Source organism: Pseudomonas iridis, from assembly GCF_017980685.1.
Lineage (GTDB): Bacteria > Pseudomonadota > Gammaproteobacteria > Pseudomonadales > Pseudomonadaceae > Aquipseudomonas > Aquipseudomonas iridis.
On record NZ_JACXXO010000001.1, the window covers coordinates 477548 to 499419 of the forward strand.

General features: G+C 58.1%; 26 protein-coding genes. 10 read left to right on the forward strand and 16 right to left on the reverse strand.

Annotation, left to right across the window (positions count from 1 at the left end; all coding sequences use genetic code 11):
• Nucleotides 1-66: 66 nt before the first annotated feature.
• Genes IEQ42_RS02240 through IEQ42_RS02250 form a run of 3 tightly spaced genes read right to left on the reverse strand, consistent with a single transcriptional unit; the run spans nt 67 to nt 2202 of the window.
• Nucleotides 67-738, reverse strand: a complete 672-nt coding sequence (locus tag IEQ42_RS02240; protein WP_047299994.1) for a PP2C family protein-serine/threonine phosphatase — start codon at nt 736-738, stop codon at nt 67-69.
• Nucleotides 735-1433, reverse strand: coding sequence for a nucleotidyl transferase AbiEii/AbiGii toxin family protein (locus IEQ42_RS02245; protein ID WP_047299993.1), 699 nt, complete (start codon nt 1431-1433; stop codon nt 735-737). The genes IEQ42_RS02240 and IEQ42_RS02245 overlap by 4 nt, the downstream gene beginning before the upstream one ends.
• 1 nt (nt 1434) lies before the next feature.
• The gene (locus IEQ42_RS02250; RefSeq protein ID WP_047299992.1) at nt 1435-2202 is read right to left on the reverse strand and encodes a MarR family transcriptional regulator; all 768 of its coding nucleotides are present in this window, start codon (nt 2200-2202) and stop codon (nt 1435-1437) included.
• Nucleotides 2203-2703: 501 nt separating this feature from the next.
• On the opposite strand from IEQ42_RS02250, the gene IEQ42_RS02255 reads away from it, so the two are divergent.
• Nucleotides 2704-3030: a DUF3077 domain-containing protein gene (locus IEQ42_RS02255; RefSeq protein ID WP_210702422.1), complete on the forward strand. Its 327-nt coding sequence runs from the start codon at nt 2704-2706 to the stop codon at nt 3028-3030.
• A gap of 195 nt (nt 3031-3225) precedes the next feature.
• On the opposite strand, the gene IEQ42_RS02260 is transcribed toward IEQ42_RS02255, so the two are convergent.
• Entirely contained in the window at nt 3226-5067 is a 1842-nt protein-coding gene (locus IEQ42_RS02260) for a potassium transporter Kup (RefSeq protein ID WP_395593824.1), read from the reverse strand.
• A 349-nt stretch (nt 5068-5416) separates the two neighbouring features.
• Here IEQ42_RS02260 and rimO point away from each other — a divergent pair, with 349 nt between their 5' ends.
• The 6 genes from rimO (at nt 5417) to tsaA (ending at nt 10748) form a co-directional block, all read left to right on the forward strand.
• The gene (gene rimO, locus IEQ42_RS02265) at nt 5417-6754 is read left to right on the forward strand and encodes a 30S ribosomal protein S12 methylthiotransferase RimO (protein WP_042557939.1); all 1338 of its coding nucleotides are present in this window, start codon (nt 5417-5419) and stop codon (nt 6752-6754) included.
• A gap of 325 nt (nt 6755-7079) precedes the next feature.
• Nucleotides 7080-7553: a GNAT family N-acetyltransferase gene (locus tag IEQ42_RS02270; RefSeq protein ID WP_210702740.1), complete on the forward strand. Its 474-nt coding sequence runs from the start codon at nt 7080-7082 to the stop codon at nt 7551-7553.
• A gap of 129 nt (nt 7554-7682) precedes the next feature.
• Nucleotides 7683-8393 (forward strand): rRNA pseudouridine synthase, encoded by a 711-nt coding sequence (locus IEQ42_RS02275; RefSeq protein ID WP_042557937.1) that lies wholly within the window; start codon nt 7683-7685, stop codon nt 8391-8393.
• A 75-nt stretch (nt 8394-8468) separates the two neighbouring features.
• Nucleotides 8469-8936, forward strand: coding sequence for a YehS family protein (locus IEQ42_RS02280; protein ID WP_042557936.1), 468 nt, complete (start codon nt 8469-8471; stop codon nt 8934-8936).
• A gap of 157 nt (nt 8937-9093) precedes the next feature.
• Nucleotides 9094-9864, forward strand: coding sequence for an SDR family oxidoreductase (locus IEQ42_RS02285; protein ID WP_210702424.1), 771 nt, complete (start codon nt 9094-9096; stop codon nt 9862-9864).
• Nucleotides 9865-10049: 185 nt separating this feature from the next.
• Nucleotides 10050-10748 (forward strand): tRNA (N6-threonylcarbamoyladenosine(37)-N6)-methyltransferase TrmO, encoded by a 699-nt coding sequence (tsaA, locus tag IEQ42_RS02290; protein ID WP_047299958.1) that lies wholly within the window; start codon nt 10050-10052, stop codon nt 10746-10748.
• A 174-nt stretch (nt 10749-10922) separates the two neighbouring features.
• On the opposite strand, the gene fpr is transcribed toward tsaA, so the two are convergent.
• Nucleotides 10923-11702, reverse strand: coding sequence for a ferredoxin-NADP reductase (gene fpr / locus IEQ42_RS02295; protein ID WP_003443014.1), 780 nt, complete (start codon nt 11700-11702; stop codon nt 10923-10925).
• A gap of 146 nt (nt 11703-11848) precedes the next feature.
• Here fpr and IEQ42_RS02300 point away from each other — a divergent pair, with 146 nt between their 5' ends.
• A complete protein-coding gene (locus IEQ42_RS02300; RefSeq protein ID WP_042557933.1) occupies nt 11849-12775 on the forward strand; it encodes a LysR family transcriptional regulator in 927 nt (308 codons plus the stop codon).
• Here the strand turns inward: IEQ42_RS02300 and IEQ42_RS02305 are convergent.
• The 3 genes from IEQ42_RS02305 to IEQ42_RS02315 all read right to left on the reverse strand — a co-directional run bounded on the left by IEQ42_RS02305 (nt 12772) and on the right by IEQ42_RS02315 (nt 14829).
• A complete protein-coding gene (locus IEQ42_RS02305; RefSeq protein WP_042557932.1) occupies nt 12772-13134 on the reverse strand; it encodes a diacylglycerol kinase in 363 nt (120 codons plus the stop codon). The two genes, IEQ42_RS02300 and IEQ42_RS02305, sit on opposite strands and share 4 nt — an antisense overlap.
• Nucleotides 13135-13208: 74 nt before the next feature.
• Nucleotides 13209-13859: a response regulator transcription factor ErdR gene (erdR, locus tag IEQ42_RS02310; protein WP_042557931.1), complete on the reverse strand. Its 651-nt coding sequence runs from the start codon at nt 13857-13859 to the stop codon at nt 13209-13211.
• Nucleotides 13860-14082: 223 nt separating this feature from the next.
• Complete coding sequence (locus IEQ42_RS02315; RefSeq protein ID WP_181818461.1) at nt 14083-14829, reverse strand: tRNA-uridine aminocarboxypropyltransferase; 747 nt, start codon at nt 14827-14829, stop codon at nt 14083-14085.
• Between the two features lie 189 nt (nt 14830-15018).
• Between IEQ42_RS02315 and IEQ42_RS02320 the strand changes: the two genes are divergently transcribed.
• The gene (locus IEQ42_RS02320; protein ID WP_042557929.1) at nt 15019-15444 is read left to right on the forward strand and encodes a PA3611 family quorum-sensing-regulated virulence factor; all 426 of its coding nucleotides are present in this window, start codon (nt 15019-15021) and stop codon (nt 15442-15444) included.
• Here IEQ42_RS02320 and IEQ42_RS02325 read toward each other — a convergent pair whose 3' ends face one another.
• Entirely contained in the window at nt 15445-15639 is a 195-nt protein-coding gene (locus tag IEQ42_RS02325) for a hypothetical protein (RefSeq protein WP_003222272.1), read from the reverse strand.
• 352 nt (nt 15640-15991) lie between these two features.
• Between IEQ42_RS02325 and IEQ42_RS02330 the strand changes: the two genes are divergently transcribed.
• Nucleotides 15992-17110: an LOG family protein gene (locus IEQ42_RS02330; RefSeq protein ID WP_210702425.1), complete on the forward strand. Its 1119-nt coding sequence runs from the start codon at nt 15992-15994 to the stop codon at nt 17108-17110.
• A 54-nt stretch (nt 17111-17164) separates the two neighbouring features.
• On the opposite strand, the gene recX is transcribed toward IEQ42_RS02330, so the two are convergent.
• The 7 genes from recX to IEQ42_RS02365 all read right to left on the reverse strand — a co-directional run bounded on the left by recX (nt 17165) and on the right by IEQ42_RS02365 (nt 21872).
• Complete coding sequence (gene recX / locus IEQ42_RS02335) at nt 17165-17632, reverse strand: recombination regulator RecX (RefSeq protein WP_210702426.1); 468 nt, start codon at nt 17630-17632, stop codon at nt 17165-17167.
• A 9-nt stretch (nt 17633-17641) separates the two neighbouring features.
• Nucleotides 17642-18700, reverse strand: coding sequence for a recombinase RecA (gene recA / locus IEQ42_RS02340; protein ID WP_042557927.1), 1059 nt, complete (start codon nt 18698-18700; stop codon nt 17642-17644).
• A gap of 83 nt (nt 18701-18783) precedes the next feature.
• The gene (locus tag IEQ42_RS02345) at nt 18784-19284 is read right to left on the reverse strand and encodes a CinA family protein (protein ID WP_210702427.1); all 501 of its coding nucleotides are present in this window, start codon (nt 19282-19284) and stop codon (nt 18784-18786) included.
• 67 nt (nt 19285-19351) lie between these two features.
• Nucleotides 19352-19870, reverse strand: coding sequence for a lysis system i-spanin subunit Rz (locus tag IEQ42_RS02350; RefSeq protein WP_210702428.1), 519 nt, complete (start codon nt 19868-19870; stop codon nt 19352-19354).
• Nucleotides 19849-20415, reverse strand: a complete 567-nt coding sequence (locus IEQ42_RS02355) for a glycoside hydrolase family 19 protein (protein ID WP_210702429.1) — start codon at nt 20413-20415, stop codon at nt 19849-19851. Before IEQ42_RS02355 ends, IEQ42_RS02350 begins: the two co-directional genes overlap by 22 nt.
• 113 nt (nt 20416-20528) lie before the next feature.
• On the reverse strand, nt 20529-20975 hold the full coding sequence (locus IEQ42_RS02360; protein ID WP_210702430.1) for a tail fiber assembly protein: 447 nt from the start codon (nt 20973-20975) through the stop codon (nt 20529-20531).
• On the reverse strand, nt 20976-21872 hold the full coding sequence (locus tag IEQ42_RS02365) for a gp53-like domain-containing protein (protein WP_210702431.1): 897 nt from the start codon (nt 21870-21872) through the stop codon (nt 20976-20978).

A 21872-nucleotide genomic window follows, 5' to 3' on the forward strand; every position in this document is an offset into this window, starting at 1 on the left:
TCGTTGACTGACAGTACGTATTCGCGAGCAGGCTCGACTCCAAGTTGATGATCGATGGATTCATTATCAAAGTTGAACATCTATCCAAGTTACATCATCTCCGGGAGCGATAAATTCGCTGTCCGGCGCCGCCAACAAACTGCTTTGCTGCGCTTGAGATAAGTCCGCCCAGAAGCCATCCGTTACGAATACCAGCCGCCCTCCGACGGCGACCGGGTAATGAATAAAGTCAGGGTTTGGAGCACGATTAACCTTCAAGCATCGCGTTACCGAGTTTCGAGCTGGATCTTGTGCCAGCTCACGATGCGAGCGGTCTCGCCTCCAATTGGCCTTGCAGTGAGGCGGCGTGATCCACTCGATTATGTTCTCTGGCGTTACTACACCGCACGAACAATCCCCCTCATACGCGAGCGTGAGTTTCCCATAAGCAGCTAAACCGACCAGATAACAAGTGGTTCCTGCCTGATCCGTAAACAAAACGGTGTGAAGCTCCGCCAGCATCGAACCAAGTAACTGCTCTACTGCTTCGTGCTCTGTGATATCGCTCCCCAGATCCAAGTGTTTGGAGTAGGCCCGCAAAATACCTTTTACGAAGCTTTCAGCGAGTTGGCCACTGCCGGGCCTGGAGGTACCGTCAGTAATGACGAACAACCCACTGTCGCCGTCGCAGATCGCCCCGGCATAGTCATGATTGGCTTTCCTGGTTCGTCCAACTACTGATCGGGTGTTGTATCTCATGCGCTGGCCAGTTCCTTCATACGCATGTGGATGACTCTCCCTCTACCCGGGTTAGCCTGCACCGAGCCCGAGCTTTCAATAACGTATTCGATGCCACCAAGCTCTATGAGCTCGCAAATCCCATTAATAATAAATTGCTTGAGTTCAAAATCAGCCTGACGAACCTCCTCCAGAAGCTCTGGACGACCATCAATCAAGATGATCATATCTTCGACGTCTTTGTGGTAAGGATCGCCCGCTCCGCGACCGCTAAAGGCCTCCAGTTTCGTCGCAAGAAAATAGGCAGGTTTAAATATCTGGATTACGGTGCCACTGGGCAACGTGAATTTATCGGCCTTTGCCAGACCCTCCACGAACCAGCGGTTGGCATATCCGAGAACAGCAGGGTCAGAAGGCATCACGTCAACGACAACGTCGTTGAAGCGAAAACGACAGTTGACTTCATCCTCCCCAGTGATCTTGAAGTTCTTGGCTGCCAGCCTTTCCGTCAAGTGATGCCAGGCACTAATACCCGCCAACTCGATCACTAGATCAACATCCTCAGTGAAACGAATATCGTCCAGCACAGCAGCATCCGTAACCAGCATGGCTGTCGTGCAACCGCCGACAAAGGCCACCTCCTCGAGAAATGCCTCTCCCAAGCCATCGGCGACAAATTCTATGAGTTCATAGTTGTGATCCGCATTTGACGACATGTTATTTCAACCCCATCCCCGCTTTTAGAATGTTGATTGCCACACCACACTCTCGGGGACCACCAAGACGGATCGCATCCGCAAGCGCCAGATAGTGATAAAGGATTCTGTCCCTTTTCACCGCTTCCGGCACAGTCTTGTAGAGAGGCGCTATCGCCTGACCACGTTCAGTCCCAAAAGCATCCGGCCAAACCGGAATCAACCCACCAGCGCTCTTGATACTTTTAGAGAGAGCTGGCGCTGCAAAGCCTGTTGGAATACCGCGAACCATCACGCCCGGCTTTACGGGAAAAAAGTATTTCAGAGCGTGCTCAGTGATTTCCAGCAATTGTCGCCGATTAACTTTTGGAAGCCCTGTATCGTAGTCATTGGTGAGCAGTCCGGCGTCACGGCACCTGGCGATAGCGTTTGAAACCTCACTTTTGCTCAGCCCAAGAGCCGTAGACAATGCACGCAACGAGTAACCTTCGCTCCAGCTCGCTAACGATGGAACAGGCACCGGTTCCGACCACCCCTCCCAACCAGCCTCAATGCCCAAGGTCGGATCAAACTCCTGGCGACGGAACATAGTGTCTTCACCATCAGTGGAGTAGGTAATCAGTGGCTGCCCAACGGGCCCTCCCGCCGTCATTCGACTGATCACATAGGGCTTCAGGAGCTCCTCAACTCTGCTCGAATTCGACTCAGACTCCATCTGCCCAAAGAGATTCTCTTCCTGGGCGTGAAGGCTGGCCATCCTGAACAAAAGTAAAATGTCTTGACTCTTCATGAAGCTAGAAACTCCAAGTGTCCACATTCCATAAAACGTGGACACTTGTCTCATTGAAAATATTAAAGAGTCAAGCCCTTTGGATGGTCCGCCATGTATCGAACGCGAATCCTTGCGATTTCATCCGTCCGCTACAACATCGCAGAGTAAGCAACCTGAACCGTCAGCAACGTTTAGTTTCGTTTACTTCCAGTCTCGCAATATCGGATGACGCCCACAGACCTTGTAGGCAAACTCCGAATCGCGTGTTGCGGCGCCTTGCCGCCCTGTTGTGCTGTTTTTTGACGGGATACTCTCCAGACGTCGCTGACCCATTCAGCGATCGGGTGTGGTAACCCGGAGAAACCAGCGCAACAGCACGTCCATCACGTTATGGCAGCTGTGCGTGGGACGCCTTCGGGCGTGCCGGTTTCCTTGGTTCCCGGTTTACCACCCTGCGTACAGCTGCCTCCTTTCGCGTGGTAACGAAAGTCGCGGCACTTCGAACCAAGGAGTAACACGATGACCGAAAATGATCCGCACGGACCAGCACACCTTAAAACCATCGGCTTCACCCCCTTCCTCTACAACTCAAATGAAGCCTTTTTCAACGTTCGCTCCGGCATCCCGATCATCGATGCCTTGTCCCAATCCTCCGACCTGCTGTACCTCGCCAAATCCTTCGCAGAAGACGCTGCCTACGCCAAAGACACCGACCGTCACGCTTGGGCGGCGCACTATCTGACGGTGATGGGCAAGGCTCTGATTGACGATGTGATACAGGCGCTGCTACCACGACCAGCGCGCACGAAGACCGAGTCTGAAGAAGAGTTACCTGTAAGCAAGTAACACAGCCAAACCCTTGTGGGAGCGAGCCTGCTCGCGAATGCAGTGGATCAGCCATCAGATTCCTCGACTGACACTACGCCTTCGCGAGCAGGCTCGCTCCCACAGGGGATTGATGCAGGAATCAGGTGGGACCCGCAGGCACAAAAAAGCCCCCGCCAGCCACTAGGCTGACGGGGGCTTTCAATGGGGTGGGGATTACATCTCGACTTGCGTCCCCAACTCAATCACCCGGTTCAGCGGCAGATTGAAGAACCTCAGGTTGCCGTTGGCGTTCTTCAACATGAACGCGAACAACGCCTCGCGCCAACGCGCCATGCCTTCGAGTTTCGAGGCAATCACCGTTTCACGGCTGAGGAAGTACGTCGTGCGCATCGGGCTGAAATCGAGCTCATCCAGATGGCACAGCTTCAACGCCAGCGGCACGTCCGGCTCGTCGGTGAAGCCGAAGTGCAGGATGACCCGGAAGAAGCCGTCGCCGAAGGCATCCACCTCGAAACGCCGGGATGGTGGTACGCGCGGGATGTCTTCATAAACCACCGTCAGCAGCACCACTTGCTCGTGCAATACCTGGTTATGCAACAGGTTGTGCAACAAAGCGTGTGGCACCGCGTCGGAACGCGCAGTGAGGAACACCGCGGTGCCCTGCACGCGATGCGGCGGTTGCACGCGGATGCTGCTGATGAAGATCGGCAGCGGTAGCGCACCTTCGTCCAGACGCTCGACCAGCAATTGCTTGCCGCGCTTCCAGGTGGTCATCAGCACAAACAGCGCGATACCGGCGATCACCGGGAACGCACCGCCCTGCACGATCTTCGGCACGTTGGCGGCGAAGTACAGACCATCCACCAGCAAAAAGCCGAGCAACACCGGTACCGCAAGGATCGGGGGCCATTTCCACAGCAGCAGCATCACTGCCGACACCAGAATGGTGGTCATCAACATGGTGCCCGTCACCGCCACGCCATAGGCAGAGGCCAGCGCGCCGGACGACTCGAAGCCCAGCACCAGCAGCACCACGCCAACCATCAACGCCCAGTTCACCGCGCCGATGTAGATCTGGCCCTGCTCGTCACTGGAGGTGTGCTGGATGTACATGCGCGGAATGTAACCGAGCTGGATCGCCTGACGGGTCAGGGAGAACGCGCCGGAAATCACCGCTTGCGAGGCAATTACCGTGGCCATCGTCGCCAGCCCGACCAGCGGAATCAACGCCCAGCTCGGCGCCAGCAGATAGAACGGGTTACGCGCCGCTTCCGGGTTTTCCAGCAGCAAGGCGCCCTGACCGAAGTAGTTGAGCATCAGCGCTGGCAGCACCAGCAGGAACCACGCGCGGGCAATCGGCTTGCGGCCGAAGTGTCCCATGTCGGCATAAAGCGCTTCGGCACCGGTCAGCGCCAGCACCACAGCGCCGAGAATAGCCACGCCCATACCAGGATGGACGACGAAGAAATTCACCGCCCACATCGGGTTCATCGCGTGCAGTACTTCAGGCGAGTGGCTGATGCCGTAGACACCGAGGGCGCCGAGCACGAGGAACCAAGTGACCATGATCGGCCCGAAGAGAATGCCGATGCGTGCCGTACCGTGCTTCTGAATCAGAAACAACGCAACCAGCACGACCAGTGACAGCGGCACCACCCAGTGATCAATGCCATCGAACGCCAGGCCCAAACCCTCAATCGCCGACAGAACGGAAATCGCCGGGGTGATCATGCTGTCGCCGTAAAACAGCGCCGCACCGATCAGCCCGCAGACCACCAGCAACGACCGCAGCTTCTTGCGTTCCCCCGCTGCTCGCCGCGCCAGCGCGGTGAGTGCCATGATCCCGCCCTCGCCCTGGTTATCGGCGCGCAGCACGAACATCATGTATTTGATCGACACGACCCAGATCAGCGACCAGAAGATCAACGAAAGAATGCCCAGCACGCCGTCGTGATTGACGGGCACACCGTAACCGCCGGTAAACACTTCTTTGAGGGTGTACAACGGGCTCGTGCCGATGTCGCCATAAACCACCCCGACCGCCGCGACCAGCATGCTCAGCGGTTTAGAGGCCGAACCCTCGGCGCCTGCCGCGTGACTACTTGCCTGACCCATCCAACAACTCCTGATTCCAGACCGGCTTCTTCGAATGAAGCACTATGCTTTGTGGTGTAGCATGCGCGTTTTTACGCCTTGTAACAGACGTTTTCTTGACTGTAAAAATTCAGTAAAGCGCAACGGCGCGAAGCATAGCGCAGCACTCGTCGTATTTCCCTGCATAAAGCTGGTCAAGAGAGCTGCTCGTCGATAGAATTGCGCACTTTTTGATCAGAGGCGCGCCCTAAGCGCCCATCCGTCGATTCCCGCGCCAGGCAATCGATGTCACAAAATACCGAGGTTAGACATGTCCACCACTCCTGCGCCAGCCAATCCAAAGGTTGGCTTCGTATCCCTGGGTTGCCCGAAAGCTCTGGTCGACTCCGAACGGATCCTGACCCAGCTGCGCATGGAAGGCTATGACGTGGTGTCCACTTATCAGGACGCCGATGTCGTGGTGGTCAACACCTGTGGCTTTATCGACTCGGCCAAGGCTGAATCTCTGGAAGTGATCGGCGAAGCGATCAAGGAAAACGGCAAGGTCATCGTCACCGGCTGCATGGGCGTGGAAGAAGGCAACATCCGCAACGTGCACCCGAGCGTGCTGGCCGTGACCGGTCCGCAGCAGTACGAGCAAGTGGTCAACGCTGTGCACGACGTCGTGCCACCGCGCAAAGACCACAACCCGCTGATCGATCTGGTGCCGCCGCAAGGCATCAAGCTGACCCCGCGCCACTACGCCTACCTGAAGATTTCCGAAGGCTGCAACCACAGCTGCAGCTTCTGCATCATTCCGTCGATGCGCGGCAAACTGGTCAGCCGTCCGGTCGGTGATGTGCTCGACGAGGCCCAGCGACTGGTCAAATCCGGCGTCAAAGAGCTGCTGGTGATCTCGCAAGACACGAGCGCCTACGGCGTTGATGTGAAATACCGCACCGGTTTCTGGAACGGTGCGCCGGTGAAAACCCGCATGACCGAACTCTGCGAAGCGCTGAGCACGCTGGGCGTCTGGGTGCGTCTGCACTACGTTTACCCGTACCCGCACGTCGACGAGCTGATCCCGCTGATGGCCGCCGGCAAGATCCTGCCGTACCTGGACATCCCGTTCCAGCACGCCAGCCCGAAAGTGTTGAAGTCGATGAAACGCCCGGCGTTTGAAGACAAGACCCTGGCGCGGATCAAGAACTGGCGTGAAATCTGCCCGGACCTGATCATCCGTTCGACCTTCATCGTCGGCTTCCCGGGCGAAACCGAAGAAGATTTCCAGTACCTGCTGAACTGGCTGACCGAAGCCCAGCTCGACCGCGTCGGCTGCTTCCAGTACTCGCCGGTTGAAGGCGCACCGGCCAATGACCTCGACCTGGACATCGTGCCGGACGACGTCAAGCAGGATCGCTGGGACCGCTTCATGGCGCACCAGCAAGCCATCAGCTCGGCGCGCCTGCAACTGCGCATCGGCCGCGAAATCGAAGTGCTGGTGGACGAAGTCGACGAGCAAGGCGCGGTCGGCCGCTGCTTCTTCGACGCCCCGGAGATCGACGGCAACGTGTTCATCGATAACGGCAGCAACCTCAAGCCGGGCGACAAGGTCTGGTGCAAAGTGACGGATGCTGACGAATACGACTTGTGGGCCGAGCAGATCTGATCTGAACGTCAAAAGCCCCTCACCCTAACCCTCTCCCAGAGGGAGAGGGGACTGATCGCGTTGTTCTTCCGAGCCGCGTCGACTTGGAGTTTCGAGTCGAACCCAAGCTCTGAAAACCATGAAGATCGGCTCCCTTCCCCCCTCGCCCCCTTGGGGGAGAGGGCTGGGGTGAGGGGGTAGATTTAGCCAGCGACGAATCCACCAAGCCGTACACCGCGACAAAAAGACCCAAAGCCCCGCTCTTTTTTGGAAGATGCGGGGCTTTTTTACGGCTATCGTTTATCTGGGGACGGACTCCCTTGAAATGGACAAGAGGCAAACGCGCATGCGCCACCATTCGGTCATCCACACGCCGAAACTCAGCGATTATCAGGAACTGACCCAGGTCTGGGAGGCCTCGGTCCGCGCGACCCACGATTTTCTGCCCGACAGCTATATCGAGTTGCTGCGCAAACTGGTGCTGACCCGCTACCTCGACGCGGTAATGCTGATCTGCACCAAGGACAGCCACCAGCGCATCACCGGGTTTGCCGGTGTTGCGGCAGGCAAGATCGAGATGCTGTTTATTGACCCCGCGCATCGCGGCCAAGGCCTGGGCAAGCAATTATTGCGTTACGCCATGGAGCACCTGAACGCCGATGAACTGGACGTCAACGAACAGAACCCGCAAGCGCTGGGGTTTTACTTCAAGCAGGGTTTCGAAGTGATCGGACGCTCGGAGGTCGATGGCATGGGCCAGCCGTATCCGCTGCTGCATATGCGGTTGCGCCAAACCGAGCAACGCTCGGGTAACGGCTGACACAACATGGATCCTTGTGGGAGCTGGCAAGCCAGCTTCCACAACTAATGCGAACGCACCGAAATGGAACCGGGCTTAACCGGCGCCACACAGGTACAATGCACACCCCTTTTTTGTTACGGCCCTGTCATGACTGACCCGATTCGCCTCTCCAAACGCCTCATCGAACTGGTCGGTTGCTCCCGCCGGGAGGCCGAGCTGTTCATTGAGGGCGGCTGGGTCACCGTGGACGGCGAAGTCATCGACGAGCCGCAATTCAAGGTCGAAGGCCAAAAGGTCGAGCTCGACAAAGACGCCAAGGCCACCGCGCCTGAGCCCGTCACTATTTTGCTCAACGTGCCGGCCGGCATCGATACCGACAGCGCAATGCAGCTGATCAGCGCCGAAACCCTGAGCGAAGAGCACCGCTACGGCAAACGCCCGTTGCGCGGGCACTTCCTGCGCCTGAGCACCAGCGCCGACTTGCAGGCCAATGCCAGCGGTCTGCTGGTATTCACCCAAGACTGGAAAATCCTGCGCAAGCTCACCGCCGACTCCGCCAAGATCGAGCAGGAATACGTGGTTGAAGTAGAGGGCGATATGGTCGCTCACGGCCTCAACCGCTTGACCCACGGCCTCACCCACAAGGGCAAGGAGTTGCCGGCAGTCAAAGCCAGCTGGCAGAACGAAAACCGCCTGCGCTTTGCCATGAAAAACCCGCAGCCGGGGATCATTGCCCAGCTCTGCCAGGCCGTTGGCTTGAAGGTTATCAGCGTGCGCCGCATCCGCATTGGCGGTGTGTCCATCGGCAAGGTGCCAGTTGGCCAATGGCGCTACATGTCCGGCAAAGAGAAGTTCTGACGACTCTGTTTTGCCGCCTCACATTTTCGGCAGCGCCCCGCGCGATGCCCACAGCGAAAGATCAGGATTGCTCACATGATTCATAACGACGTATTGCGCAGCGTGCGCTACATGCTCGACATCAGCGACAAGAAAGTCATTGAAATCACCAAGACCGGCGGCATGGAAATCGCCCTCGAAGACCTGGTGAAATACCTCGACAAGAAAGAAGAAGACGAAGAAGGCTTCGTGCGCTGCCCGGACGAAGTGATCGCGCACTTCCTCGACGGTCTGGTGATCTTCAAACGTGGCAAGGACGAAAGCCGTCCGCCGCAGCCGATTGAAGTGCCGGTGACCAACAACATCATCCTGAAAAAGCTGCGCGTAGCCTTCGAACTGAAAGAAGACGACATGCACGCAATCCTCAAGGCTGCAGAGTTCCCGGTGTCCAAGCCTGAGCTGAGCGCGCTGTTCCGCAAGGTTGGCCACACCAACTACCGTCCGTGCGGTGATCAACTGCTGCGCAACTTCCTCAAGGGCCTCACGCTGCGCGTGAGAGCGTAAAACCAGCTACGAGCCGCAAGCTGCAAGCTCTTACTTGTAGCTTGCAGCATGCAACTCGAAGCTGGCCGCATGGCCCCCCATTCCTCGCAAAAATAGTGGCTACGCTTTTCGCGTCTGACGACTAGGGTGTATTGATCCCTAACACTCAGGACTCGCCATGCACCCGTACTTTTCCCTGCAAGGCCGCACCGCTCTGGTGACCGGCGGCACTCGTGGTATCGGCAAAATGATCGCCAAGGCCTTCGTCGAGGCCGGCGCCCGCGTTTTCGTCTGCGCCCGGGATGCCGAAGCCTGTCATCAAACGGCCGAAGAACTCGGCGCGCTTGGCATCTGTCATGGCATCGCTGCGAATCTGGCGACTGAAGAAGGCGTTCAGGAACTGGCCGCACGATTGGCCGAGCAGATCACTCATCTGGACATTCTGGTGAACAACGCCGGCACCACCTGGGGCGCGCCGCTGGAGAGCTACCCGGTCAAGGGCTGGGAGAAAGTCATGCAGCTCAACGTGACGTCGGTGTTCAGTTGCATCCAGCAGTTTCTGCCGCTGTTGCGCAAGGCCGGCTCAGCGGCAAATCCGGCGCGGATCATCAATATCGGATCGGTGGCGGGGATTTCCTCCTTCGGCGAGCAGGCCTATGCCTATGGGCCGAGCAAGGCTGCCTTGCATCAGTTGTCACGCATTCTGGCACGCGAACTGGTGAGCCAGCACATCAACGTCAACGTGATCGCACCGGGCCGATTCCCGAGCAAGATGACCCAGCATATTGGCAACGATGAGCAGGCATTGGCCGAGGACACGGCGCTGATTCCGATGAAGCGCTGGGGGCGAGAGGAAGAAATGGCGGCGCTGGCGATCAGTCTGGCGAGTACGGCAGGGGCGTACATGACCGGGAATATCATTCCTTTGGATGGTGGGTTCAGCCTCTGAAATCGGCGGTGAAGCTATCGCTGGCAAGCCAGCTCCCACAGGGTTCTTGAGTGTTCGCATCATCTGTGTACACCACAAAATCTGTGGGAGCTGGCTTGCCAGCGATGGCGTCAGCCCTGCCACCACCAGACTTGAGGTTGGAAGGGTTATCATGCCCGCCCTGATCCCGCTTCTGACCTCAAACCATGACTTACAGCGTCTCCCCCATCGGCTTCGTCCGCTCCTGCTTCAAGGAGAAGTTCGCCATCCCGCGCCAACCGCAATTGGCGCCCGCCGCCCGTGGCGTGCTGGAACTGGTGCCGCCGTTCGATCAGGGTGACGCCGTGCAGGGTCTGGAACAGGTCAGTCACGTCTGGCTGCTGTTCCTGTTCCACCAGGCTCTGGAAGAAAAACCGCGTCTGAAAGTGCGCCCTCCCCGGCTCGGCGGCAACAAGTCCATGGGCGTGTTCGCCACTCGCGCCACCCACCGCCCGAATGGCATTGGCCAATCCGTGGTCAAACTGGACAAGGTCGAAGCCAATCGCCTGTTCATCTCTGGTATCGATCTGCTCGACGGCACGCCGATTCTCGACATCAAACCTTACGTGCCTTACGCCGACATCATCCCCGACGCCTCCAACAGCATCGCCAGCGCTGCGCCGCAACTGATTGACGTGCAGTGGACGGACACAGCGCTGCAACAAGCGCACACACACGCACAGCGCCTGGCCGAGCCATTGGTCGAGTTGATCGAGCAGTGTTTGGCGCAGGATCCGCGCCCGGCGTATCAGACGCCAGCGCCGGAGCGTGAATACGGCGCACAGTTCTGGGATCTGGATGTGCGCTGGCATTACCCTGTGCCTGAGCAGATTCGCGTCCTCGAAGTCATCCCCGCCGACGCGTAAGCCCCGAAAACCAAAAAGCCCGCGCTGCCTTTTCGGGCAACGCGGGCTTTTTGCTGTAACACCACAACACCTATTGTGGGAGCGAGCCTGCTCGCGAAGACGTTGTGTCAGCCAACATAAATGTTAATGACAGATCGCATTCGCGAGCAGGCTCGCTCCCACAGGGAATGTGTCTTACTTCTCGACGAACGCACGCTCGATCAGGTAATCACCCGGCTCGCGCATGCGCGGCGAGACTTTCAGGCCGAAGCTGTTCAACACTTCGCTGGTCTCGTCGAGCATGCTCGGGCTGCCGCACAGCATCGCGCGGTCGTCCTGCGGGTTGATCGGCGGCAGGCCGATGTCGCTGAACAGCTTGCCGCTGCGCATCAGATCGGTCAGGCGACCTTCGTTCTCGAACGGCTCGCGGGTCACGGTCGGGTAGTAAATCAGCTTGTCGCGCAGCGCTTCGCCGAAGAACTCGTTCTGTGGCAGGTGCTCGGTGATGAATTCGCGGTAGGCGACTTCATTCACATAGCGAACACCGTGGCACAGGATCACTTTTTCGAAACGCTCGTAGGTTTCAGGGTCCTGAATCACGCTCATGAACGGCGCCAGACCGGTGCCGGTGCTGAGCAGGTAAAGGTGTTTGCCAGGTTTCAGGTCATCCAGTACCAGCGTGCCCGTAGGCTTTTTGCTGATGATGATCTCGTCGCCTTCCTTCAGGTGCTGCAACTGCGAAGTCAGCGGGCCATCAGGCACCTTGATGCTGAAGAACTCCAGATGCTCTTCCCAGTTCGGGCTGGCGATCGAGTAAGCGCGCATAAGCGGGCGGCCATTTGGCTGCTGCAGGCCGATCATCACGAACTGCCCGTTCTCGAAGCGCAGGCCCGGGTCGCGGGTGCACTTGAAGCTGAACAGGGTATCGTTCCAGTGATGAACACTGAGGACACGCTCGTGGTTCATGTTGCTCATGTACGTTTGACTCCTGGATATTGGGTCTGCGCGTCTCTTGAAGCCAATGATGGCAGGCCGACGGTGCGCAATTGCATCGCATTCTAATAGCGACGACAATATCTGTTAACTGGATTATTAAGATAAGGGTTATCGGTTATATCGATATGCGATTTACTCTCCGTCAACTGCAAGTCTTCGTCGCCGTCGCCCAGCAGGAAAGCGTGTCCCGTGCTGCGGGTCTGCTCAACCTCTCACAATCGGCGGCGAGCACCTCGATCACCGAACTGGAGCGCCAGTCCAGCTGCCAGCTGTTCGACCGAGCCGGCAAACGGCTGAGCCTCAACGCCCTCGGCAAACAGCTGTTGCCGCAAGCGGTGGCCCTGCTTGATCAGGCCAAAGAGATCGAAGACCTGCTCAACGGCAAGTCCGGTTTCGGCTCACTGGCAGTCGGTGCGACGCTGACCATCGGCAATTACCTGGCGACCCTGCTAATCGGCAGCTTTATGCAACGCCATCCGGAAAGCCAGGTGAAGTTGCACGTTCAGAACACCGCTAACATCGTGCAACAGGTCGCTCATTACGAAATTGATCTGGGTCTAATCGAAGGCGATTGCAGCCACCCGGACATCGAAGTGCAGAGCTGGGTCGAGGATGAGCTGGTGGTGTTCTGCGCGCCGCAGCATCCACTGGCCAAACGCGGTAGCGCGAGCATGGAAGAGTTGACGCACGAGGCGTGGATTCTGCGCGAGCAAGGCTCCGGCACGCGCCTGACGTTTGATCAGGCCATGCGTCACCATCGCAGCGCGCTGAATATCCGACTTGAGCTGGAACACACCGAAGCGATCAAACGCGCAGTGGAATCGGGGCTGGGGATTGGCTGCATTTCGCGGCTGGCACTGCGTGATGCGTTCCGGCGCGGCAGCCTGGTGGCGGTGGAAACGCCAGATATGGATCTGGCGCGGCAGTTCTACTTCATCTGGCATAAACAGAAGTACCAGACCTCGGCCATGCGCGAATTTCTCGAGCTGTGCCGCGCTTTCACCGCGGGTGTTCAGCGCAGCGACGAGATCGTCTTGCCGACTATCGCTTAAAGCAGAATCACTGCCCACACCAGCGCGATCATGCTCAACGCCACGAATTGCGCGGCGCTGCCCATGTCCTTGGCGTTCTTGGACAGTGGGTGCAGCTCCAGCGAGATGCGGTCGATGGCCGCTTCCACTGCCGAGTTCAGCAGTTCGACGATCAGCGCCAGCAGACACACAGCGATCAACAGCGCCTGTTCAACACGGCTGACATTCAGGAAAAACGTCAGTGGCACCAGCACCACATTGAGCAGCACCAATTGGCGGAATGCCGCTTCGCCAGTGAAGGCTGCGCGCAGACCATCCAGCGAGTAACCGGAAGCGTTAAGAATGCGTTTCAGGCCGGTCTGGCCCTTGAAAGGTGACATAAAGTAGAAACCAACCAAAAAGGAGTGGGAAAGCTAGATCAACCAAAGTCAAAAAAGCGTGAACGCGCCAGCCATTACTGGCTCGGAATTGACTCCAGTTGTTGCAGAAGCAATGCCGCCTGAGTTCGGGTACGCACATTCAGCTTGCGAAAGATCGCCGTGACGTGGGCCTTGATGGTCGCTTCCGACACACTCAACTCATAGGCAATCTGCTTGTTCAACAGGCCTTCGCAGACCATGGTCAATACGCGGAACTGCTGGGGTGTCAGGCTGGCCAGGCCATCGCTGGCGGCTTTGGCTTCGGCAGAAACGCTGACCGCTTCAAAAGCTTGCGGCGGCCAGAACACATCGCCATCGAGTACTTTGCGCACGGCTTCCTGAATCACGCTGAGGTCGCTGGACTTGGGAATAAAGCCGCTGGCGCCGAACTCGCGGGATTTGACCATCACCGAGGCTTCTTCCTGCGCCGAGACCATCACCACCGGAATTTGCGGGTATTGGCCGCGCAACATCACCAACCCGGAAAACCCGAAAGCGCCGGGCATGTTCAGATCCAGCAGGACCAGATCCCAGTCAGCCTTTTCTGTCAGACGCGTTTCCAGTTCGGCGATGCTTGCCACTTCCACCAGCCGTACATCCGGGCCAAGGCCCAGTGTCACTGCTTGATGCAGGGCGCTACGAAACAGGGGGTGATCATCGGCAATCAGGATGTCGTATGTGGCCATTTTTCAAATGATCCTGTTTTTTGATGGCAGACCCGGTCTATTCGGCTCTGGCCAAAGCAACTCAAGATGCCGCTTGCAGCGGCATCCACAGGGGCACGTTCAACGCCAATAACCAGCAAACACGGCGTTTCAAACCTTGGCAGCACCCTAATCGGCGCCAAGCATGCCCAGCGAAGACGGGGTGGTCAAGCAACACGGTCGCCGCGATGTGCAGTATGGGCCACTATTGGGCCAAGTCCGCCTGCGGCTTTCGTATAAAGGGTTGCAACTCGGCGTGGGCCGGCGTCGATTCATTCATATCCAATTGCTGTTTGGCGCCCAGATAATGCTGGCTGAACACATCGAAATAAGCGTCCAGCGCCGACGCTGCGTCGCTGTCACCTGCCAGTTCCAGACACAGCGCCGCGACTTCGGCGGTGCACAGGTGCTCACTGCGGGTCGAGCGGCGCAATCGGTAGCGCGACAGTTTGTCGGGCAGCAGGCTGAGAATCGGCAAGCGCTCAAAATACGGGCTCTTGCGGAAGATCTTGCGCGCCTCGGTCCAGGTCGCGTCCAGCAGAATAAACAGCGGGCGCTTGCCGCTTTCGAGCTCGACGGTATTGGTCACCCGTGACGGCTCGACATATTCCCCGGGAAACACCAGATATGGCTGCCACTGTGGGTCATTGAGCAGTGCCAGCATCTGCGGGTCGGGCTCGGTACGTGACCAGATGAATGCGTGGTTATCCCGTACCACATCAGCAATCAGCCAACCGGTGTTGCTCGGTTTGAACACTTCCTTGCCGGTCATGATCAGGCACACACCCGAGCGGGAGTCGACGCTTGGCCGCCAGGCGCACAGGCAATGACTGATGATTACCCGACAGTCACGGCAGCGCTCGGAGCGAAAGCCTCGGGCCTGAATCGGCTTGATACCCTCGTCCTCGCGCTGATCACGCAAGCGGGCTACGGCGTTGGGGGCATGATGGATCACGGGCGGCGCCACACAGCAGGGAAACTCGACACGAACGACACTCGGCAGGGCAATAAAGACCGGAAGTTTACCAGAGCGACAGGGACAAACCTGTACCGTCCAGACCGGCTCCCCTATAATTCGCCGCCACTGAACGCACAGTCACGTGGCTGGTCGAAACACCAGTCACTGAACCAGGAGAGTTTCATGCTGCGCCTTATCGTTCCCACCGCTGCCATTCTGCTGGCGTCGTCCTTCACCGCTCAAGCTGCATCCTTGAGTGAGCAGAATCTGAACAGAGAGCTGCGCAACGTCGCCGCCCAAAGCAGCGTCGGCACGCCACGGGCAATCAACGAAGACATTCTTGATCAGGGCTACACCGTTGAAGGCACTCAGTTGATCAATCACCTGAGCGTACAAAAGAGCCACGCCGACAAAATGCGCGCAGACCCCAAAGCCGTGTATTTCCAGTTGGGTGCTTCGGTTTGCAACAACCCATCGTTCCGCAAGCTGATGGCCAAAGGCGCGATCATGCGTTACGAATTCACCGAAGTGAAAACCAACAAGGCTGTTGGCGCTGCCAGCTACCAGGATTCGGATTGCCCGAAAGCCGCTCCGGCGAAAAAGAAGTAATCATCGCGAATTGGCGCGCCGCTGTTCATCCTCGGCGCGCAATTCGGCCACCAAGGCCTGTAAATAACGAGAACGCCGCTCCCCGCCTGCCAACCTTCGGCAGCACTCCTCTTCGAGACTCACCTGATTGGTCTCGGCTGACGCCTTCAACATCCGATACAGCTGCGTATCGATTTCCAGAATCACTCTGGCCACGTATCACGCCTCCTTGCTACCCACAAATCCTTGAATAGCGTGCTCCTTGCGTACGGTCAGTAATGCCAAGTTGTAGCAAGGTGCCTGTAGGTTAGTTAATCAGAGGGTTTGCCGTTCGGCGCACGTTCGGACGAACGGTGAAATCATCGACCGGACAATCAACAAGCGATTGCCATCCGCCGCGCTGCAGCGCAATGATCAAGTCAGCGCAATCACGCGCAAGGGTCTAGATTCAGAGTATTCACGATCAGTTGTCAGCGGCAGGAAAAGGAACTGTCGATTGTGTGTTTTCGCAGCGCAACCCTGACGCCGCATGTCAGGGCGACCCGCTCTGTGCAGAAGGAGACGTTGAATGCCTTACCAACCGAATGACCTGCTCAGCCGTCATTTTCAGGAAAGCGGCCCCGACCTCATCAGCCAGGTCGAAGAACAACTCAACCGTGTTTCCACCAACAGTCCAAATATTCCCATCTACCGAGACATGATCCTGACTGTGCTGCGCATGGCCCAGGAAGACCACAACCGCTGGAACGCCAAGATCACGTTGCAAGCCCTGCGCGAGCTGGAGCAGACGTTTCGGGTTCTGGAACAGTTCAAGAGCCGACGCAAGGTCACTGTGTTCGGCTCAGCGCGCACGCCGGTCGAGCATCCGCTGTATGCATTGGCCCGGGAACTCGGCGCGAAACTGGCGAGTTCGGACATGATGGTCATCACTGGTGCCGGTGGCGGCATCATGGCCGCCGCCCACGAAGGCGCAGGACGTGATCACAGCCTCGGGTTCAACATCACCCTGCCTTTCGAACAACATGCCAACCCGACCGTGAACGGTACTGGCAACCTGCTTCCGTTTCACTTCTTCTTCACCCGCAAGCTGTTCTTCGTCAAGGAGGCCGACGCATTGGTGCTGTGCCCGGGTGGCTTCGGCACGCTGGATGAAGCACTGGAAGTGCTGACACTGATCCAGACCGGCAAAAGCCCACTGGTTCCGGTGGTACTGCTGGACGCACCGGGCGGTACGTTCTGGCAAGGCGCGATGGATTTCATCCGCCAGCAACTGGAGGAAAACCGCTACATCCTGCCGACCGACATGAAGCTGATGCGATTGGTCTACACCGTCGAGGAAGCGGTGGAACAGATCACCCAGTTTTATAGCAACTTCCACTCCAGCCGCTGGCTCCAGGGGCAATTCGTTATTCGTATGAATCACAAGCTCAGCGATCAGGCGTTGGAGCATATGCAGGAAGCCTTTGCCGATCTGTGTTTGAGCGGCCATTTCCATCAGCATGCCTACAGCGGCGAAGAACACGACGACGCCCAATTCAGTCATCTGTCGCGCTTGGCTTTTGCCTTTACCGCCCGCAATCAAGGGCGCTTGAGGGAGTTGGTGGACTACATCAACTTGCCGGAAAACTGGGCCCATTCCGAACCGCAAACCGCCCAACGCAGCCGAGAACCTTCCAAGGTAATTTGAAGGCAAAAAAAAACGGCCCGCTATTTTCATAGCGGGCCGTTTCGTTTCAACCGTTCAATCGTCCATCCCTCTGCCACTGAACAAGCGGTTGATCATCTCCATCGAGAAGCCCCGATACGCCAGGAAGCGGCCTTGTTTGGCCCGTTCCCTGGCATCAATCGGCAAATGCCCGGAGAATTTCCGTTGCCAGGTTTCCTGAAGTTGCTCCTGCCAACTGATACCGCTTTCGCGCAGGGCGAGTTCGATATCGGTTCGTTGCAAACCACGCTGGCTCAGCTCCTCGCGAATTCGCAGAGGGCCATAACCGGAACGGGCTCGGTAGGAAACAAAGCTTTCAAGATAACGGGCTTCGGAAAGCAACCCTTCTTCCGTCAAACGGTCGAGGGCTGCTTCAATCATTTCCGCCTCAGCGCCGCGCTGACGCAGTTTACGCGTCAGCTCGACTCGACCGTGCTCGCGACGTGCGAGCAGGTCCATGGCGGTTCGCCGCACCGCGACGAGGGTATCGAGTACAAGTGTCATTCAAAGACTTCAAACGTCGACATCGGCCTCAGCCATATCGTCGACTTTGTCCTTGGCCAGCGAAGCCTTGACGTCTGCCGCCGGGGCCAGCAGTTTGTCACGCAGTTGCTTCTCGAGCTTCTTGGCGATTTCCGGATTGTCTGCCAGGAACTTGGCCGAGTTGGCCTTGCCCTGACCGATCTTGGTGCCTTCATAGGCATACCAGGCGCCGGACTTCTCGACGAAGCCGTGCAGCACGCCCAAGTCGATCATCTCGCCGTTGAGGTAGATGCCCTTGCCGTAAAGAATCTGGAACTCAGCCTGACGGAACGGCGAAGCCACCTTGTTTTTCACAACCTTGACGCGGGTTTCGCTGCCGACCACTTCGTCGCCTTCTTTCACCGCGCCAGTGCGGCGGATGTCGAGACGAACCGAGGCGTAGAACTTCAGCGCGTTACCACCGGTGGTGGTTTCCGGGCTACCGAACATCACGCCGATCTTCATGCGGATCTGGTTGATGAAGATAACCAGGCAGTTGGCGTTCTTGATGTTACCGGTGATTTTACGCAGCGCCTGGGACATCAGACGGGCTTGCAGGCCGACGTGCATGTCACCCATTTCGCCTTCGATTTCAGCCTTCGGCACCAGTGCAGCCACGGAGTCGACGATGATCACGTCAACGGCGTTGGAGCGCACCAGCATGTCGGTGATTTCCAGAGCCTGTTCGCCGGTGTCAGGCTGGGAAACCAGCAGGTCATCAACGTTGACGCCCAGTTTGCCGGCGTACTCAGGATCGAGGGCGTGTTCGGCGTCGACGAATGCGCAGGTCGCGCCAGCTTTTTGAGCCTGGGCGATCACGGACAGTGTCAGAGTAGTTTTACCGGAAGATTCAGGACCGTAGATTTCAACGATACGGCCTTTTGGCAGGCCGCCAATGCCGAGTGCAATGTCCAGACCCAGAGAGCCAGTGGAGATAGCCGGGATCGCCTGACGGTCCTGATCGCCCATACGCATTACGGCACCCTTGCCGAATTGACGTTCGATCTGACCCAGGGCCGCAGCCAAGGCTTTCTTCTTGTTGTCGTCCATTAAAGTCCTCACGTAATCAATAAGGCCTGACGGCCAACACCTGTATAAGTAGCCAGTATTATTCCACAGCGTTCGCGGATCGCCTACCCCTGATTTTCGATTTCTCGTGCCGCTAGTCGCATGAGCCCCTCTAGCGCGGCCTTCACCGTTTGTCGGCGGACTTCATCGCGATTGCCCGCGAAGTGCTGCACTTCACTGGTCACCACATCGCCAACGCCCCAGGCAAGCCACACGGTGCCCACCGGTTTGTTTGGCGTGCCACCGTCGGGCCCGGCCACACCGCTGACCGCCACGGCGAACCGCGCCAGGCTCTGTGCCTGCGCACCCAGCACCATCGCCTCGACCACCTCGCGACTGACTGCGCCCACCGAGTCGAACAATTCGGCCGGCACATTCAGTTGCTGGGTTTTCTGCCGGTTGGAGTACGTCACGTAACCGGCCTCGAACCACGCCGAGCTGCCTGGAATCCGCGTGATGGCTTCGGCAATCCCGCCGCCGGTGCAGGACTCGGCGGTGGTGACGTGGGCATTGAGCACTTGCAGACGTCGGCCAAGCTCGGCTGCCAGTTGAGTGATCTCTTTCACGTTGCTCTCCGGATCGTGTGGAATGCGTCCACCGTACACGAGCCGGTTGTGCTTTCAATACACAAGCTTATTCAAAATGTTCGGGCGCCAACGCTCTGACATAGGCCTGACAGGCCTGCAAGGCAATCAGTCCGCGATCGCCTTCGTCGGTGATGGCGACAATTCGTTGAGCATGCGCCGGGTCAAGTCGGGCGCGTACGGTTGCATGATCCACGCCGCCGGTGCCGGCGGCGGCTGGCACTGCACAGCCTGCGGCAACGTCGCCTGCGTCGAGGAGGACTGACAGGCGCACATCAGCAGTGGCAAGACGATCGCGCAGGCGATCCTGATCACGTTGGGCATCGCTCAGCGCTCGATAGTGGGTTTGTTCACTGGCTGCTAGCCGCTGCTCGAGGGCCAGACGTTTATCCTGCTCGGCTTGTTGCGCGGTGGCTGCGGTCAGGGTCAGTTGATTGAGGACTTCTGCGTTTAACCGAGCCTGTTCGGCCAGTTGCCGACCGTAGCGCCAGTCCTGAAGTTGCCAGGCCAGTGCCGCAGCCCCCAGGGCCAGCAACGCCATGCCGATCACTCGCCAGGTGATTGGCATAACACCGCCCTCGCCCGCGCCCAGATCTCGAGCCGATCCTGCAAACCGTTCAACCCGCCATTGATACGCCGGGTGATGGTGTTGAACTGATCGCGATCGGCGAGCTCGTTCAAGCCATTCTTTTCCCAGAACCACGCGGCGGACTCGGCGGCCCATTGCGGCTGCTCCAACAGTTCCGGTAAGGACAGCAACCGCTCATCGCCGAACAGGCCGAGGCTGCATTGGCGGTAGTTGCTGCGACCGGTTATCTGGATCAAACCGCGACCGCGGTATTTCTGCCCGTCGCCATCGGCCTGCGGCGTGTTGCCTAGACGTAACGCCAGCGTGCCGGTGTCGTATTTGCTCAGGTACTGGTTGTTGCCCAACTCGCGCACGTATTGCAACTGGCCCGATTCGTGGCCGACTTGCGCAAGAAATGCAGCGACACGTTTAGGCGTATCGATGCGGTGGTTGGCCATGGCGCTATTGAGCGCAGAAACAAAAACGCCCGCTTGGGAGCGGGCGTTGGGCATGATGTTTAAAAGGTTGTTTTCATTTATTTGCATGATGCGTAATCCTCCCTGGATGCCCGGATTGAATCATGGTTGGCGGCAGAGACCTGCTAGGCATTTTTATCAGAAGTTTTCCGGCGACGGCGTCTTCATGAAGTCCTGGTGATTTAAAGTGTCGCAGCCAACCACCTCGGCGCTAGCGGCCGATGCTCGCTGAACGGGAAAAAAGAAACCTGCGGCCAATCTCGCAGCGCCCGTCGATAGGTTTGCAGTTCGGCGTATTGCTCAGTGGTCAACGTGGTGCCGCCGCCGTCCTCAAGCTCATCGCGATCGCGGGCTACCAAACCGTCAGTGGCGGCCAGTTGCGCGGTGCGCCAATGACGTTCGGCGTCGGCGGCTTCCTCTGCCGAAGGAGGCGGTGGGTCAACCAGAATTGGGAAACCGTTATCCGCCCGCACACCAATGACTTTTGCAGAGACCGACAGTTGTTGCAGAAGCGAGGTCCAGTAGGCTTGAGGAATTTCGATGACGTCGTCGGGAATGTCCGACAAATGGATACCCGGTACATAAACGCCCCGGGTGCTGGCGCTGAAGAGAACACTGTAGACGTTCATTCAATAACCCTTCACCTGATAGTGGACAGTCCAGCCAGCCGAGACCGTGCCGAGATAACTGCGGATTTTCAGATGGCACCCGAATTTGTTTGCCGGCGGGTTGCCATTCATAATAACCATGGCGCTATCGCCCCCGGCATGAGTCGCCACGATGTTGCTGAATGCATTGGGGAAAGCGATAGGGAATACGACATTGACATCGCCATTGGCGTCCGAAACTGCCGCCCCCCACTGCTCGATGACGCCGCTCGCAAACCGCTGATAGCCGGCATCGCCAAAGACACCGGAATGAACCGACGCGAACCGGTCGCTGACCGAGCCGCCGTAGAGGCGCCAGTCGCCGCCTGTACGGAACAACTGCGCGGAGTCACCGATACCCAGTACCAGCGATCCCACCGTATTGCTGCTGACAATACGGTCGTTCGCCGCCGGGTTGATCGTCAGCACACCGGTGCCAAGATTGAGGATGGTCAGCGTGCTTGCGTTCATGACACTGGTGGAGACGGGCATCGTGGCTGTGATCGCCGCGCCGCTGTAGAAACTCACAACTCCGCCCACCTGAGCCGCCGTCAATGCGGTGCTGGTCACATAGGTCGTAAAACCGGAAAACTGCAAACCGCTGCGAGCCACAAACCCGGTGGTGGCGATGGTCTGACTGTTGTCGAACTGCGGCGCCGTTGCAAACAATCGATTGCCACGCAGGGCCGCCAGCAGTTGATCGGTCTTGGCTTCAGACGCGGTGAGGCCGGCGGCCTGAATGACATTCAGCAACTCCTGTGTGACGCCGTTGCCCCAACTGGCCGGAATCAAAGACCCCGGTTTGCCGGCGATCGGGTCTTCATCGACAAACCTGCCGCTGACGAGACCGGCACTAGGGACACTGTTTGGATAGTCCAC